This window comes from Rickettsia sp. 109562A South Dakota (assembly GCF_055791265.1).
In genome coordinates this window covers 1167193-1180485 of the sequence record NZ_CM147703.1, presented here as the reverse complement: position 1 = coordinate 1180485, position 13293 = coordinate 1167193, and the positions used below count along the sequence as shown (strand labels likewise).

The window sequence follows — 13293 nt, the reverse complement described above, 5'->3', positions numbered from 1 at the left end:
ATTATATGCGTAATTGTCGGAATACTTATAATGGGCTATGAACTTGTTAATATAGTAACTAAATTAACTATTAAATATTATGATAGTAGAAAATAATATAAAAACAATTAAACAAGTGGGAAATAACGGGCAAACATTTTTAGGAAAGAAATATGCAGGAAAACAGATAAAAATTTTAACCTTAAATGATGGTACTATAATAATAAAGCCTGGCAGATTCGTTCCTGATAATGAGATGTGGCTTTATAGTAAAAATAATAATGAGCTACTTGATAAAGCAATAAGATGGGCAGAAAAAAATAAAAGACGCAAAAATTTTGATGAAATAATTTAAACAGCGTTAAAAGTCCTTTTCTCTAAATTACTAAATTTAGAATATTGACTATCATAGTAAAGCGAAACATTTCCAACCGGTCCGTTACGATGTTTTGCAACAATTATATCGGCAATATTATATACTTTGTTGAGCTTATCTAACCATTCGGCATGTTTAGCATCGCCTGCTGCCGGTTCTTTTCTAGTTAGATAATATTCTTCACGGTAAATAAACATTACTATATCTGCATCCTGTTCTATAGTTCCTGATTCTCGAAGATCGGATAGCATAGGTTTTTTGTCCTCACGCAGTTCTACTGCTCTTGAAAGCTGAGATAACGCAATAACCGGAATATTTAACTCTTTTGCTATTGCTTTTAAACCTTGAGTTATTTCTGAAACTTCGCTAACTCTATTTTCAGATTTACTTACTCCTCTAATTAATTGTAAATAATCGATAAATAATATACCGAGATTATGCTTGCGTTTCATTCTTCTAGCTCTTGTTCTTATAGCGGAAATAGATAGAGCAGGGGTATCATCGATAAAAAATTGTAATTCCGATAAAGTATTTGCTTCCTTGCGAAGACGGTTATATTTTTCTTCACCTAGAATCCCTGTACGAAGAGAAGTAGAATCAATTTCTGCACACATTGAAAGTAGACGCGTGGTTAGCTGTTCTGAGGACATTTCTAAAGAGAAAAAACCTACCGACTGAATTTCTTGATTATCGCGAATATTCTTAAGACGCATATTATTACAGGCATTAAATGCAAGATTTATAGCAAATGCCGTTTTACCCATCGACGGACGTCCTGCAAGAATTATAAGGTCAGAATTATGAAAGCCGAATAATTTATTATCTAGATCAATCAAACCGGTAGATATACCGATTACATGATCATTATTTTTCATAGCTCTATTGATGCTAGCTAGTGACTCTGAAATAGAAATACCGATTTTAGTAAAACTCTTTTCGTTTAAGCCTTCGCTAGCTAAATCGTAAAGTTTAGCTTCGGCATGTTCAATCTGTTCCTTTGCTTCAACTTCTAATGAAGAATTATAGGCATTATTTACTACTTCTTCACCGATATTTATTAAATTACGCTTTATTGCTAAATCATATATTATTTTACCGTAATCAATCGGATTTATTACCATCATTGACATGGTTATCAATTTTGCTAAATACTCCGCTCCTTCTATTTCTTGAAATAGTTCATCTTGAGTTAACATACTACGTAAAGTAATAGGTGTAGCTATCAGCCCTTTTTCGGTAATTGCTTCAATTGCATTATAAATTTTTTGATGAATAGGCTCAAAGAAATGCTCTAAACGTAAAAATGCCGATACATAATTTAGTAATTCGTTATTGGTTAGAATTGCCCCAAGTAGCATTTGCTCTGCTTGAATATTTGAAGGTAAAACCCTTGGTATGGGAATATCTGCTTCTTCGTTAGCATCTATATTTTTATCGTTGTTTATTTTATTACGTGCCATTTTGGTTGATTTATATAATTAACGAATAAGTATAATTTTACAATTTAATTGCACATTAGCCCAAGCTTTATCTGCAGTATATATAGGATAGCCTGTAGTTAAACCAAGCGTAATACAAGCTCGATCTCCAAGTGATAAACCTAAGTGGTTGGTTTGCTTTTTAATATAAGCAGCAAGAAAAGATTGTTCTTGATTGAAGTCAATAACGGAATTAATCAACGGTTCTATAGCATCTTTACATTCGTGAAGTGACATTTCAGATTTTAGCAAAATTCCTGCTACTTCGGAAACATTAACAGAAGACATATATACATTTCCTAAGAATTTTTCCAATTCTATATTAACAGTTTCATTTTTAATTAGAGCCAAGAGAGCAGAAGCATCAAATATTACATTATTCATTTTTTGCTTCCTGTTTACGTTCAGCAATTAATTGATCCACTAAACTTTCTTTAGGTGAATAATAGTTATTAATAATATTACGAGATTTCTTTAACATAAAACTTAATGGAGAAATTACTACTTCATTTTCTTTGAGAGTAAATATTACCTTATCACCTTCTTTTAAATGTAATTGTTTTCGATATGAAGCTGGAAGAGAAATTTTGCCGCCTTTAGTTATTTTAGCACTATTTATCATATATATACCATAATCATAAAATAATATATAACTATATACTACACTAATAACAATAATAGTACCATTGTTATTTTAGTAACTAATTTTTATTAAACACTACCCCAGCGTTTAATTAAATTAGTTTCAATATCAAAAAAATCTAAAACTCTAGTAACGGAATGATTTACTATATCATCTATACTTGCAGGGTTATTATAAAAAGCCGGCACGGGCGGTGCTATAATGCCGCCGTAACTCGCTACTTTTAGCATATTTTCTAAATGTCCGATATGCAGAGGAGTTTCACGAGTCATTAAAATAAGTTTTCTTCTGTCTTTAAGTACAACACCTGTCGCTCTACTAATTAAAGTATCCTCCATTGAGTGAGCGATACTTGCTAGGGTCTTCATACTACAAGGGGCTATTATCATGCCTGAAGTTTTAAAAGAGCCGCTAGAGATAGTAGCTCCTAAATCTTTATCGTCATAATAATAATTTGCTAAATTTTTTATTGCTTCTATAGAATATGTGGTTTCAGCTTTTATAGTAAGAGCTGCTCCCTCTGAAATAACTAAATGAGTTTCGATATTTTGCTGCTTTAGTATTTCAAGTAAACGAATACCGTATATTGCTCCTGAAGCTCCGGACATTGCTATAATAATCTTTTTTTCTTTATTCATCTAGGTTTCTATAATTTATAAGTTTAGTATATAATAAAAAAAATTTATAAAATACATTATATATGCAAATAGCAAAAATATTATTACCGGTAGCAAAATTATTTCCGCTAGATTATTTAATTCCTAAAGATTTATCTGTAAATATAGGTGATCTTGTCATAGTGCCTTTTAGAAATAAGGAATTAACCGGTATAGTATGGGAGCTTGCATCAGATTCTGAAACACAAAAATTAAAAACTATTCATACGAAAGTATCGCTAAACTTAAATATTACTTCAGAAGTTTTAGAATTAATTAAATGGATGAGTGTCTACTATATGTCAGAGCTTGGTAGTATAGCCAAGTTAGTATTACCTATAGATATTGCTGAAAAACCTATAAAAATTAAAGAACAAAAAGTAAATAACGATTTTATATTACCTGATCTATCGGAAGAACAGAAACAAGCAGTAACAGTCTTAAATGAAAGTAATAAGCCGGTAATTATTAAAGGTGTTACCGGCTCTGGTAAAACGGAAATATATTTTCATTTAATAGCAGATTACTTAGCAAAAGGTAAACAAGTGCTTATTATGCTTCCTGAAATTGCACTTAGTACACAAATTATTAATCGTTTTATAGAGCGTTTTGGATTTGAACCTATAATATGGAATTCTAGCGTTACGAAAGCTCAAAAGAAAATGATTTTAAGAGGCATATTAAGCGATAAAGTTAAAGTAGTAATTGGGACTAGAAGTAGTTTATTTCTACCTTTCAAAAATTTAGGTCTAATAGTGCTTGATGAAGAGCATGATGAATCTTATAAACAAGATGATGGGATATTATATAATGCTAGGGATACGGCTATCGTCAGAAGTACATTTGATAAAGCACAAATTGTTTTGTGTTCGGCAACACCGTCTATTGAAACGATGTATAATGCGGAGTTAGGGAAATATCGTTTAATTACTTTAATTAATAGATATAAAAATGCTGATTTGCCGAATATAGAAATGATCGACATGACTAAAGAGAAGCTACCTAAGAATTCCTATTTATCTAAGATTCTTATAGAAGCTATAAAAGATAATTTAGATAATAAAAAGCAAACATTATTATTTCTTAATAGGAGAGGTTATGCTCCGCTAATGCTCTGCAAAGCTTGCGGTTACAGATTTACCTGCAAATATTGTTCTAGCTGGATGGTAGTACATAAAGCGACTAAAAAACTTGAATGTCACCATTGCGGTTATCAAAGTAAAATTTTTAGTTCTTGTCCTGAATGTCTAGAAGATGAAACATTAACTATTTGCGGTCCCGGTATAGAGAGAATAGAAGAGGAAGCAAAAGCACTCTTTCCTGAGAGTAAAATTGCAGTTATAAGTAAAGATCATGCTAAAAATCCTGAAAAAATAGCACAGCTTTTGCATCAAATGGAAAATTTAGAAATTGATATATTAATAGGGACACAAATGATAACGAAAGGTTATCACTTCCCAAATCTTACTTTAGTGGGAGTAATAGATGCCGACCTTGGGAGTAATAATGCCGATCTTAGAGCATCTGAGCGAACTTTCCAGCTACTACATCAAGTAGGCGGCAGAGCGGGGAGGGGCGATAGTAAAGGTGTGGTATATTTACAAAGCTATTATCCTGATAATATAATTTTTAGTTATGTTAAAGTCGGTGATGAATATAGTTTTTTTGCAAATGAACTTGAAATAAGAAAATCAGCAGATATGCCGCCGTTTTCCAAAATGGCATCGGTAATTTTATCAGGTTCCAGTGAACATAAAATTCTAGAAATTGCTAAGAATATGGTCAGAATTGCACCAAAAGCAAACGTGAAAATTTTAGGACCGGCAAGCTCATTAATGTCAAAGCTTGCCGGTAAATATCGCTACCGAATACTTATTATAGCCGATAAGAAATTTAATTTGCAGAAATATTTAAAATTTTGGCTAAGCCTTATAAAAATTCCCTCTTTTTGTCAGATAAAAATAGATATCGATCCTAAGAGTTTTTATTAAATTTTGTTCACAGAACCTAGCTTCTATATTTTTCTCCTTTATTCTTATTCGACGGTGGAACATTAGATGAATGAGAAGAAGGATTAGTAAGAGATTTTTGTATTTCTGCTATAGCTTTTTTAGTATTTTGAGTAGAATTTTTTATAGCATCTTTATAAAAAGCAGCTTTAACTTTATCTCCGGTAAAAGAATATTTTATAAAATTACCAATATTTTTCCAAATAGGAGTATTATCCATTTTTGTAGTTTCTTCACACCATTTACCTACTTCTTTCAGTTTTGCTTCAACTTTAGCTATAGTAGCTGAATTGTGTTTATTGTCCTCATAAATCTGAATAATATTATTTACTTTTTCTTTAAATTCAATGTGTTTTCTACTTTGTTTTAAATTAGCTATTATCTCATCATTGTTTACTAATGCTCTAAGATTATCAATTATATCAGATAATTTAGGTGGTTCAGGTGATTTATAATGTTGATTGATTTTCTCAAATTTATCTTTATGTGGATGATTCTTTATTAGATCATCTTCTATAAAAGAAATAAACTCTTTTTGAGGTACTCCTACTTGTTTTATTAGTCGTCCTAATGATTGTTCATAAGCTTTAACAGTAACGTCAAGACGTTTCCCTGCCATAGAAGCGCTTAATTCTATATAGCGGCTAAATTCCGGAATAAAAGCATCTTTGGTATCAATATGATGATCTTGAAAAAATTTCTCTATTTTTTCTTGTACGGTTAAATTAGATTGTTTTTTATGCGTTTCTTCTGGTACCTTTGTTTGTTCCGGAGCCGGTTTTGAAAGAATAATAGGCTTTATAGGCTTTTGGGTTTCAAATTGCGGAGATGGGGTACCGACAACTATATTAAGTGCTTGGGCATGTGCAGTTAAATCAGTCTGTTTTTTATGTGCCTCGTCCCATGCCTTTATTTGCTCAGGAGTAGGTTTTGGAGGAACAGCTGGTGTTGTATTTTTTAGTGGATTATTTGACATAGTTGTTTTTTCTTCCCACTCTTTTATTCTATCTTTTACTGATTTTGGAATATTATCTTGTGCCATATTAAACTCCTATATTTATTTACATAATTAAACCATATTTGTTATTTTCGTTATTTTGCTTAAATTTTTTATAGATTGCAAGCAAAATTTCTTTTTGTAGTGCGATATTTTTACTATAAGATAAGGTTATTAATTAAAATGAGATATGAATTTTATGTACCCTCTTGTTAGACTTAGAAGAAATAGAAAAGCATTGTGGCTTAGAGAGTTAATAGCTGAAAGTAATTTATCAATCAATGATTTAGTGCTACCTTTATTTGTCATTGATGGGCATAATGAAAGGCAAGAAATTAAGACTATGCCCGGTATATATCGTTTATCGATCGATCAAATAGTAGAGACGGCTAAAAGAGCAGCAGAGCTTGGTATTAATGCTATTGCATTATTTCCTAGTATTGATCAAAGTCTAAAAAGTGAAAAAGCCGACGAGGCTTATAATTTAGATAATTTGATATGTAGAACTATTAGAAGCATCACAAACGCTAATATTGATATCGGTATAATATGCGATGTAGCACTTGATCCTTATACCACACATGGTCATGACGGTATTGTGCATCACGGGGAAGTTGATAATGATAAATCAGTAAGAGCCTTGTGTAATCAAGCACTAGTGCTTGCAAAAGCAGGGGTAGATATTGTTGCACCTTCCGATATGATGGATGGCAGAATCGGAGCTATAAGGGAATATCTTGACAAAGAGGGTTTTATAAATGTCGGAATTCTTGCTTATGCCGCTAAATATGCTTCAAGCTTTTATGGTCCGTTTCGCGATGCAGTTAGGAGTAACAAAAAGAATTATTTAGATAAATCAAGCTATCAAATGGATGTGCGTAATATTAAGGAAGCAATGCTTGAAATTGAACACGATATAGCTGAAGGAGCTGATATGGTAATGGTTAAACCAGGTATGCCGTTTTTAGATGTTATTCGTGAAGCAGCAAATAATTTTAATGCTAAAATTTTTGCATATCAGGTTGGCGGAGAATATGCAATGTTAAAATTTGCAGCCGAAGCAGGGGCAATTGACTGGGAGAGAACCATAATTGAATCATTAACTAGTTTTAAACGAGCAGGAGCAACTGCTATATTTACCTACGCAGCTCTTGAAGTAGCTGAAATATTCAAGAACAATAAAATTAAGTAGAAAAACGGCTTCTGCCCTTGATATAAAATAAATAATATGTTTTATAATTATACCAAAATTATCAATTTTATGTAAATCATTATAAAGAGGCGAGGATGACGCAAAATAAGAAATCAGTATTTAAAGGTTGGAATTTTTTAAAGCCTAAAGGAGGTGGAGCTAATGAGGCAGGAGAGCATGGCGGAGTATATCAAAGCTCAGACGGTAAAATTACGGCGATGATAAAAAAAGAGACTTCAAGCTCAAAAAATATAGCCGAGTTTTTAGGATCTCAAATTTTTGAAGCTATAAGTCCTGGAAATGGAGCAAAGGTTAATTTAATTGCTCCTGATAATTTTAATAAATCTAAAGCCGTTGATTCGCAAATATATGTCAAATCTGAATTTTTTGAGAATTATAGTAGCGATATGTATGTGGACATGGATAAACATATGTCTGCTAAAACTAAACCGAGTTTTTGGTTTAGAAAAGACGGTGGTAGACCGCTTTTTATGGGGGCTCGCAATAAATTATTTAGAACCTTAGAAAATGCTTTTAAGGAAATTAAGTATCAGAACTTTGAAAATATTATGCCGGCAAGTTTATTGATCGGCGATTTTGATATACATGTTGGAAATATAGGAGTTATCAGAGACCAAAAAAATCCAAAAACTTTACCTAAATTAGTAAGAATTGATTTTGCCGGTAGTTTTGATAATTTAACAAATAATATCTACCCACATTCAAGAGTTAAACATTTGCCGGGATTTGGTCCTACTAACCATTTTAGAGAATTTCCCTCTAGTTTAAGAACAAAAAATCCTAAATTTGCCGATAGCTTACTTGCAGTTTCTAAAATTGATTTAAGCAAAACTATTGATAAAAGTGTTGATGAATTAACTAAATATTATAGTAATGAAGCAATTGCAGAATTTGCAAAACAAGCGATGCCAAAGAAATTTAATAATAAAAAATCTAAAGAAATAACGCCTGAAGAAATTAAGGCTAGTTTAATAGATATAATGAAAAAAAGCAAGAATCCTTAAAGGAATACGGCTTAGAAATTAAAATAAATAGTTTAATCGCTAAAAAATATAGTTTTCCTTATTACGAAGTGAAAGAGCAAGGATTAAAAACATTAATGAAAGAATATTCTGATTATTTTGAGAAAATTCTTAATTATGAAGAAAGAAAAAAAGGAGGACAAAAAATTAAATTAAGAAATAAAGTTACTACTAATTTTGCAAGAATTTTAGAAATACTCGGTGTTAGGGATAGTGCAAAAAAACATTTAATAAAGACAATAAAAAGTTTAAATGAAGATATTAAATATGAAAGAAATTTAGCTGATTCTTCTGATAAAGTAAAAATAAAAAAAGAACCAGAACAAAAATCGGTAAAGACAAATGTAGATGCAAACAGAGAATATGTAGATGTTCTAGAACAATTCAAGAAAGAAGTCGGAACAGATGATATTGTTAGTATTACTCCAAGTCAATTAGGTCTAGCTAAAAAAGCTAAAAAGAAAGACCAAGATTTATTAAAATTAGATGAAGAAGATCTAAAACATATAAAGAATCTCAACGAAAAGGTTATGAAACCGACAAAAACTACTTTGGTTGATGTTGATAACAAAAAACCTCTGAAATCTAAAGAAAGCAAAGCTAAAATGAGATAATAAACGAACCAAGCAACAAGAAGCCTACAACTAAGTAATTAATCAGTAAAAGCCCATATTGCATCGGCAGCTTAATTATCTCAATCTTTTTAGAAAAATACATGGCTTTTACTACTTGAAGATAATAAAAAGCAGCAACTACACTGGTAAAAATACCACAATAAGCTAATGCAAATTCTTCTTGATTAATTGCTTGGTAAAAAAGGTAATATTTACCGAAAAATCCTGTAAGAGGAGGGATTCCAATCATTGAAAACATAACTATGCTAATTACGGCAGCTATAGTTTTATGGTTCTCTGCAATTCCTTGTATAGTTTTAAAACTAGCTTTATCGGCGTCTTTACCGAGCAACATAATTAAGCAAGTAAAAAATCCTATACTCCCTACCGCATATATTAGAATATATAGTAGAACTGCTTTATATCCTTCTTGATTATGCAGAAGAACGCCGATTAATACATAACCGATATTTAAAATAGTGCTATATGCCATTAATCTTTTTAGAGAAGTTTGACGAATAGCTCCAAAAGCTCCAAACAGCATAGATAATATAGCAATTATCTTTATTAAATTATAATTAATAGGATGATAATCACCTATAATAAATTTGCTGATATTTAATAAAACGGCAACCATACCGATTTTAGAAGCAGCAGTAAAATAAGTAACTGACGCTATCGGGGATCCTTCATATACGTCAGGTGCCCAAAAATGAAGTGGAACGCTTGAGAGTTTAAAGAAAATGCTGCTTAAAAATAATACAATACCGATTATTAAACCAAGGTTTGTTGAAGAAGAATTATTTAGCTTATATAAAATGTCTTCAAATTGTAAGCTTCCACCAAATCCATATATAAAAGAAATCCCGAATAATGATAAACAACTCACTAAACTACCCAAGATACAATATTTTAAAGCACCTTCCGATGATTTAATATCATTTAATTTAAATCCTGCAAGTGCATACGAAGTTAAAGCAGTAAGCTCCATACCGCAGAATAATAATAGGAAATTCTGTGATGAAATTGCAACAAAAATACCTACAGTCGATAATAACATTAAAGTAATAAATTCAAACTTTAATTCCTCGTCGGCAAGAATAGAGTAATCACGGTATATAATCATGGATATAATAGTGAATAGTAACACTATGCTTTTACTAATACCGATATTTATTCCGGTAGCAAATGAGTGCCATACTCCTTCATATCTTGAATACTTAAAGGTAAGAAAAATTGATAATATGCATAATAAAATAATGATATTAGAAATAATTCTATTTTTATTTGGTATCATTACGGCAAAAAACTGCCCTAAAAGTGCTATTATAATTAAAGTTATTTCGGGAAGTAGCAGTAGCATATAAAACTAATATTATTTATGGAAATATAGATATTAGTAAATAAATCATTTTTTATCAACAAACTTATATATAATATTGAACTTTAAAACTACCTCTAATTAAAATTATTTTCTTTTATATACTAATAGTAGAAAAACTTATATAATACTACTTCATAATCTATATTATGCAAAAAAAGAAAAAACCTAAACATGATGAGATTGTACGTAGTGCATTTGCAAACCCTATAGTTGCTAAAGAGTTTTTTGAAATGCATTTACCGCCGCATATAAAAGCTGTATTTTCTCTAGAAACTCTTAAAATGGAAAAGGATAGTTTTATAGAGCCTAATCTTAAGAAATCTATATCGGATATTTTATTTTCTGCTAAATTTGACGGTGAAGACGGCTATTTATTTTTATTGTTAGAACATCGAAGTAAACCTAATTATTATATGGCTTTTCGCTTGTTTAAGTATATGTTAAATATTGCGGAATATCATATGAAAGTACTAAAAAATAAAAAATTTCCTTTCATATATCCTTTAGTGTTTTATAATGGCATACAAAAATATAATGTTCCTTTAAATTTATGGGAATTATTTGAAAATAGTGAATTAGTAAAAGCTACTTGGATTAATGATTATCAGCTGATTAATGTTCATGAAATTCCTGATGAGAAATTAAAAGAAAATGCTTGGTCCGGAATTTTACAATTTTTTATGAAGCATATTCATAAACGAGATTTGATAAAAAAATAGCAAGAAATAGCCGATCTTTTACCTGCATTTGCTGAAATTAATATAGGGATTGATTATATAGAGTTAATTTTATTCTACACTTTGACCAAAGCTAGTCAAAATGATATAATAGAAATAGAAAAAATACTTAAATCACAATTAAATACTGAAACAGGAGAAGAAATTATGGGAAGTATAGCACATTACTGGGAAAAGTAAGGTATCGAAAAAGGTATACATATCGGTGCAATGAAATTAAAAGAAGAAAAAATTATTATAGCCAAAAATTTAATCAAAGCCGGTTTAAAAACTGACTTAATAGTTACCTCAACCGGATTAAAGAAGGAAGAGGTTGAAAAACTTAAATAAATTACTCATACATGTATTTACTATCATTTATATTAGAAGGAGTAACTACATTATTCCGTCAATTATGGTTATCCGTTAGCTCTATAGAGTTTTATAAAGACGTATATAGAAACTATCAAGGATACGGAATAAGATATTTATTTACCGTATCTTTTATTCCATCAATAATTTATTGTATTTTTATATTAAATTACATAATAACTTTAAAAGATTATTTTAACGGAATACAATCATCAAAAGTTACAGATAATATTGAATATATTATCAATCAATTACCGGAAATTAAATATAATAATTCAAAAATTTCAGTTGAAGAAGTAGAGCCTATATATTTATATAGTAAAAATAACAATAAAATAGTCGTCATTGATACAAAACATCACGTTTCTAACAAAGAAAAAAGCAAAATACCGTTTGTACTTGAAGAGAATAAGCTTAGGATAAATTTAATTGTGGCCAATACTAAGAAAAATTTTCCAAGTATTGTTAACTATTCTGAGATATTCAAACAAAATGAAGTAATTTTAACTCCTGAAATAATAAAAAAATATTTTGCCGATAATTTATTATATGCACCAAATTTATTTATTTATTTTGGTATGCCGGCTATTATATTATTTTGGTTTGTAACATTCTTATTAGAAAGAAGTATTATAGTTTTGTTAGTGTATAGCTTAGCTAATTTACTTACTACTAAAACTTCAATACAAACTTCTATAAGGTTAGTAATGTTTTCAAGCGGAGTCCCGATAATATTACAACCGGTTATTATTATATTAATACCGGAATTAAGCATATTATTGCAGCTACTACAAATATTTACAACTTGTTTAGTATTTATCGCTATTTGGCAAATTAACAAGAGCCTGTCGAGTTATATATAAGAAAAATCGGTTATCGTATGATATGTGATTTTAAATCCTCAATTTACTAAAAAAACAGCCTATTACTAAAAAAGTAAAAGTTTTTATTGTTAAAATGAGACCTAAAATTATTTTTTTATAAATTTAGGGAATTCAAATGGGTAAAGAAAAAAAGAAAGTAAGGTTTGCAGAGGAGCCTCACGTTAAAGAATTTTCTCAAAATCAAGAAGCAACAGAAGTAAACCTTATAAAAGGAAGAGTAATTAATATTTATGATAAAGGCGGCTACTTAAAGCCGGATCAATTAGTATTCATGAAAGAGAAGCTACCGGAGTCAAAAATGTTGAAGTAAAGAGAAATCTAAATTTCTTTTAACAAATTTTCGCTGCAGTAGGTCTTATAAAAGATACAAAAATAATCAAAGAAGAATTTACTTATACTGCCTGCGATATACAAGGAATATTAAAGGATAACGGTCAATTTATTAATAATCCTGAAGAAATTAGAAAATTTGTTGCTAAAAATAGAGATCTTCAAATTGCGGATATTGACGGTATCGGTATTGGTAATTTAAATCATCAAGGTAAAATACAAATTAATTCAAAGCTTGGATTAAATAATGAAAAAAATTATCCTTTATAAGGATGGTCAATTAGCTATTATTGAAAGAAAAGGTCAACTTATTAATCACGAGGGAGAGCCTTTATACAAAGATAACTTAATCCACAAAGATAATAAAGTTTATCTAGTTGGGGATGCCGGAAGAAATATTGATACACCTTTTAAGAGATCCAAAAACTAGCGCTAGAGATAATTGGAATAGATTAATAGATAAATTCAAGCATGTTTTAATACCGGAAAAACATGAATTAGGAAAATTAAACGATGCTATAGTAGATTCCGTAAGAGTTAAAGTAGTTCATCCAAATCCAAAACTTTCAGAACATCATCTTCAAGAAATAGATCAAGGTAAACAAATATGGGATGGGCAT

Annotated in this window: 12 protein-coding genes and 1 pseudogene; 7 read left to right on the top strand and 6 right to left on the bottom strand. The window is 30.0% G+C overall.

The annotated features are described in order from the left end of the window. Positions 1–79 precede the first annotated feature (79 nt). The gene (locus tag ACIAS7_RS06595) at positions 80–334 is read left to right on the top strand and encodes a hypothetical protein (protein ID WP_473198714.1); all 255 of its coding nucleotides are present in this window, start codon (positions 80–82) and stop codon (positions 332–334) included. Here the strand turns inward: ACIAS7_RS06595 and ACIAS7_RS06590 are convergent. The 4 genes from ACIAS7_RS06590 to ACIAS7_RS06575 all read right to left on the bottom strand — a co-directional run bounded on the left by ACIAS7_RS06590 (position 331) and on the right by ACIAS7_RS06575 (position 3114). Beyond that, the gene (locus ACIAS7_RS06590) at positions 331–1815 is read right to left on the bottom strand and encodes a replicative DNA helicase (RefSeq protein WP_473198713.1); all 1485 of its coding nucleotides are present in this window, start codon (positions 1813–1815) and stop codon (positions 331–333) included. The genes ACIAS7_RS06595 and ACIAS7_RS06590 overlap by 4 nt on opposite strands. An 18-nt stretch (positions 1816–1833) precedes the next feature. Next, the gene (locus ACIAS7_RS06585) at positions 1834–2217 is read right to left on the bottom strand and encodes a type II toxin-antitoxin system VapC family toxin (RefSeq protein ID WP_473198712.1); all 384 of its coding nucleotides are present in this window, start codon (positions 2215–2217) and stop codon (positions 1834–1836) included. Further along, positions 2210–2455, bottom strand: coding sequence for an AbrB/MazE/SpoVT family DNA-binding domain-containing protein (locus ACIAS7_RS06580; RefSeq protein WP_473198711.1), 246 nt, complete (start codon positions 2453–2455; stop codon positions 2210–2212). Before ACIAS7_RS06580 ends, ACIAS7_RS06585 begins: the two co-directional genes overlap by 8 nt. 89 nt (positions 2456–2544) lie before the next feature. Then, positions 2545–3114, bottom strand: a complete 570-nt coding sequence (locus tag ACIAS7_RS06575; RefSeq protein WP_473198710.1) for a UbiX family flavin prenyltransferase — start codon at positions 3112–3114, stop codon at positions 2545–2547. A gap of 62 nt (positions 3115–3176) precedes the next feature. Between ACIAS7_RS06575 and ACIAS7_RS06570 the strand changes: the two genes are divergently transcribed. Next, the gene (locus ACIAS7_RS06570) at positions 3177–5123 is read left to right on the top strand and encodes a primosomal protein N' (protein ID WP_473198709.1); all 1947 of its coding nucleotides are present in this window, start codon (positions 3177–3179) and stop codon (positions 5121–5123) included. Between the two features lie 16 nt (positions 5124–5139). Here the strand turns inward: ACIAS7_RS06570 and ACIAS7_RS06565 are convergent, their stop codons facing one another. Further along, on the bottom strand, positions 5140–6183 hold the full coding sequence (locus ACIAS7_RS06565; protein ID WP_473198708.1) for a hypothetical protein: 1044 nt from the start codon (positions 6181–6183) through the stop codon (positions 5140–5142). Positions 6184–6337: 154 nt separating this feature from the next. Here ACIAS7_RS06565 and hemB point away from each other — a divergent pair, with 154 nt between their 5' ends. Together hemB and ACIAS7_RS06555 are read left to right on the top strand one after the other, a co-directional pair. Continuing rightward, a complete protein-coding gene (gene hemB / locus ACIAS7_RS06560) occupies positions 6338–7330 on the top strand; it encodes a porphobilinogen synthase (protein ID WP_473198707.1) in 993 nt (330 codons plus the stop codon). A 95-nt stretch (positions 7331–7425) separates the two neighbouring features. Then, a pseudogene (locus ACIAS7_RS06555) lies at positions 7426–8987 on the top strand (hypothetical protein). Here the strand turns inward: ACIAS7_RS06555 and nuoN are convergent. After that, entirely contained in the window at positions 8974–10350 is a 1377-nt protein-coding gene (gene nuoN, locus ACIAS7_RS06550; RefSeq protein WP_473198706.1) for an NADH-quinone oxidoreductase subunit NuoN, read from the bottom strand. The pseudogene ACIAS7_RS06555 and the gene nuoN sit on opposite strands and share 14 nt — an antisense overlap. A 167-nt stretch (positions 10351–10517) precedes the next feature. Between nuoN and ACIAS7_RS06545 the strand changes: the two genes are divergently transcribed. The 3 genes from ACIAS7_RS06545 to ACIAS7_RS06535 all read left to right on the top strand — a co-directional run bounded on the left by ACIAS7_RS06545 (position 10518) and on the right by ACIAS7_RS06535 (position 12653). Continuing rightward, positions 10518–11090, top strand: coding sequence for an Rpn family recombination-promoting nuclease/putative transposase (locus ACIAS7_RS06545; protein ID WP_473198705.1), 573 nt, complete (start codon positions 10518–10520; stop codon positions 11088–11090). 359 nt (positions 11091–11449) lie between these two features. After that, on the top strand, positions 11450–12322 hold the full coding sequence (locus ACIAS7_RS06540) for a DUF1189 family protein (RefSeq protein ID WP_473198704.1): 873 nt from the start codon (positions 11450–11452) through the stop codon (positions 12320–12322). A gap of 136 nt (positions 12323–12458) precedes the next feature. Beyond that, on the top strand, positions 12459–12653 hold the full coding sequence (locus ACIAS7_RS06535) for a hypothetical protein (RefSeq protein WP_473198703.1): 195 nt from the start codon (positions 12459–12461) through the stop codon (positions 12651–12653). The last annotated feature ends 640 nt before the right edge of the window (positions 12654–13293 follow it).

Bases quoted from the DNA above. Each gene is read 5' to 3' on its own strand.
- nuoN (WP_473198706.1), bottom strand. From the start codon at position 10,350: ATGCTACTGCTACTTCCCGAAATAACTTTAATTATAATAGCACTTTTA.
- ACIAS7_RS06575 (WP_473198710.1), bottom strand. From the start codon at position 3,114: ATGAATAAAGAAAAAAAGATTATTATAGCAATGTCCGGAGCTTCAGGA.
- ACIAS7_RS06535 (WP_473198703.1), top strand. From the start codon at position 12,459: ATGGGTAAAGAAAAAAAGAAAGTAAGGTTTGCAGAGGAGCCTCACGTT.
- ACIAS7_RS06585 (WP_473198712.1), bottom strand. From the start codon at position 2,217: ATGAATAATGTAATATTTGATGCTTCTGCTCTCTTGGCTCTAATTAAA.
- ACIAS7_RS06565 (WP_473198708.1), bottom strand. From the start codon at position 6,183: ATGGCACAAGATAATATTCCAAAATCAGTAAAAGATAGAATAAAAGAG.
- ACIAS7_RS06545 (WP_473198705.1), top strand. From the start codon at position 10,518: ATGCAAAAAAAGAAAAAACCTAAACATGATGAGATTGTACGTAGTGCA.
- ACIAS7_RS06580 (WP_473198711.1), bottom strand. From the start codon at position 2,455: ATGATAAATAGTGCTAAAATAACTAAAGGCGGCAAAATTTCTCTTCCA.
- hemB (WP_473198707.1), top strand. From the start codon at position 6,338: ATGTACCCTCTTGTTAGACTTAGAAGAAATAGAAAAGCATTGTGGCTT.
- ACIAS7_RS06590 (WP_473198713.1), bottom strand. From the start codon at position 1,815: ATGGCACGTAATAAAATAAACAACGATAAAAATATAGATGCTAACGAA.
- ACIAS7_RS06595 (WP_473198714.1), top strand. From the start codon at position 80: ATGATAGTAGAAAATAATATAAAAACAATTAAACAAGTGGGAAATAAC.
- ACIAS7_RS06540 (WP_473198704.1), top strand. From the start codon at position 11,450: ATGTATTTACTATCATTTATATTAGAAGGAGTAACTACATTATTCCGT.
- ACIAS7_RS06570 (WP_473198709.1), top strand. From the start codon at position 3,177: ATGCAAATAGCAAAAATATTATTACCGGTAGCAAAATTATTTCCGCTA.